Raw genomic sequence first — 449 nt, 5'->3', positions numbered from 1 at the left:
GGCAGGTCAGGGTCACGGCCAGCACGACTTCGAAGGCGTTCTCACCCAGGCGCTGCACCTGCTGGTTCAGGTTCAGCTGCAGCTCCGGCTGCACCTGGTCATTGAAGATGGTCGGGGCGTTCGGCGACTCGAAGGAGACGTCCTTGACGTAGATCTTCTCGACGGTGAAAGCGGGGCCGGTGGCGGCATCGACCGGCGCAGCAGCGCCGTTGGTGATCTCTTCGGACATTTCCAGTAACTCCAATGAATGCAATGAAAACGATGGTCGAATTACTGCGATGGGGGCGGGATCAGGCCCATACAAGGCCGGATCCGCCACCTGCGGCAATCAGTTGCGGCCCTTGACCAGCGGCAGCTCGGCCTGCTGCCAGGCGGGAATGCCGCCGTCGAGCACGTAGACCTTCTCGAAGCCGGCCTTCTTCAGCGCCTTGGCGGCGGTTTCCGAGGCG

Annotated in this window: 2 protein-coding genes; both read right to left on the bottom strand. The window is 63.0% G+C overall.

Going from position 1 to position 449, the window contains the following annotated elements:
- The coding region (locus tag HG543_RS54110; RefSeq protein WP_211194830.1) for a protein-export chaperone SecB at positions 1-229 on the bottom strand (229 nt) is incomplete at its 3' end.
- Positions 230-328: 99 nt separating this feature from the next.
- Positions 329-449: rhodanese-like domain-containing protein (locus HG543_RS57130; protein WP_169352728.1), on the bottom strand; the 121-nt coding region annotated here is incomplete at its 5' end.

The sequence above is a fragment of the Pyxidicoccus fallax genome (assembly GCF_012933655.1).
Lineage (GTDB): Bacteria > Myxococcota > Myxococcia > Myxococcales > Myxococcaceae > Myxococcus > Myxococcus fallax.
This window is presented reverse-complemented; position numbering and strand designations above follow the sequence as displayed.